The following is an 821-nucleotide window of genomic DNA, read 5'->3' on the forward strand; positions in this document are numbered from 1 at the left end:
CACAGTTCGGCGGACTCTTGATAGCCCAGCCGGCTACCCGCCTGAATCATGCTGCAGAAGAACTGCATTGGGTTGGCGAAGTTGGGGATCGCCGGGATGGACATGACGGCCCCGTGCGACGGGTGGTAAATCTGGCTGAGGTTCGTCTCCAACGTCGGCAGGACGTGCAGGGCGGTCTCCAAGCCATTCAGTGGATCGGGTTGGACCAACGTGGTGGTCAGGGTGGCGAGGTTGTCGATGTCGTGTGCGAGCACCTCGCGGTTCTTGGTCAGGAATGGGCGCAGGGTGGAGAGCAGGCTGTCGAACTGCTGTAGCGCGTTGGCAAGATCGTGGTCGGACCCGGTCAAGTTGTCGGTGAACTGGGCCAGGTTCTTGTTCAGCGCGACGAACTGTTGGTCGTCTTTGTGCAGGGCGTTGACGAACTGGGCCAGGCTCTTCACCACCGCGAAGAAGTCGCCACGACCCTCGTTCAGCGCGGTCAAGGCCCGCGACAGGCTGTCCAGCGTGGTGTTGATCTGCTTGCCCTTGCCGGCCAACCCGTCCGCGAACGACTCGATGGCCTCACCGAACGGGCCTTTGGGTTGCTCGGCGGTCGGGCCGAGTTTGGAGATGATGTTGGCGACGCTTGACCGCAGTTCGTCCCACTCCGTCGGGACCTGCGTGCGCTCGATGGGGATCACCGCGTTATCGCCCATGACCGGACCACCTTTGTAGGGCGGCTCCAACTGAATGCTGCGCGACGCCACCAGCGTCGGGTTCACGATCACGGCGGACGCGTTGGCGGGCACCTTGTACTTGTTGTCGTAGTGAAACGTCACCTT

General features: G+C 62.4%; 1 protein-coding gene. It reads right to left on the reverse strand.

Annotated features, from left to right (window positions below):
- On the reverse strand, positions 1-821 hold an 821-nt coding region (locus A5678_RS03090; protein ID WP_156746742.1), incomplete at both ends, for an MCE family protein.

It is taken from the genome of Mycobacterium sp. E2733, from assembly GCF_001667585.1.
Lineage (GTDB): Bacteria > Actinomycetota > Actinomycetes > Mycobacteriales > Mycobacteriaceae > Mycobacterium.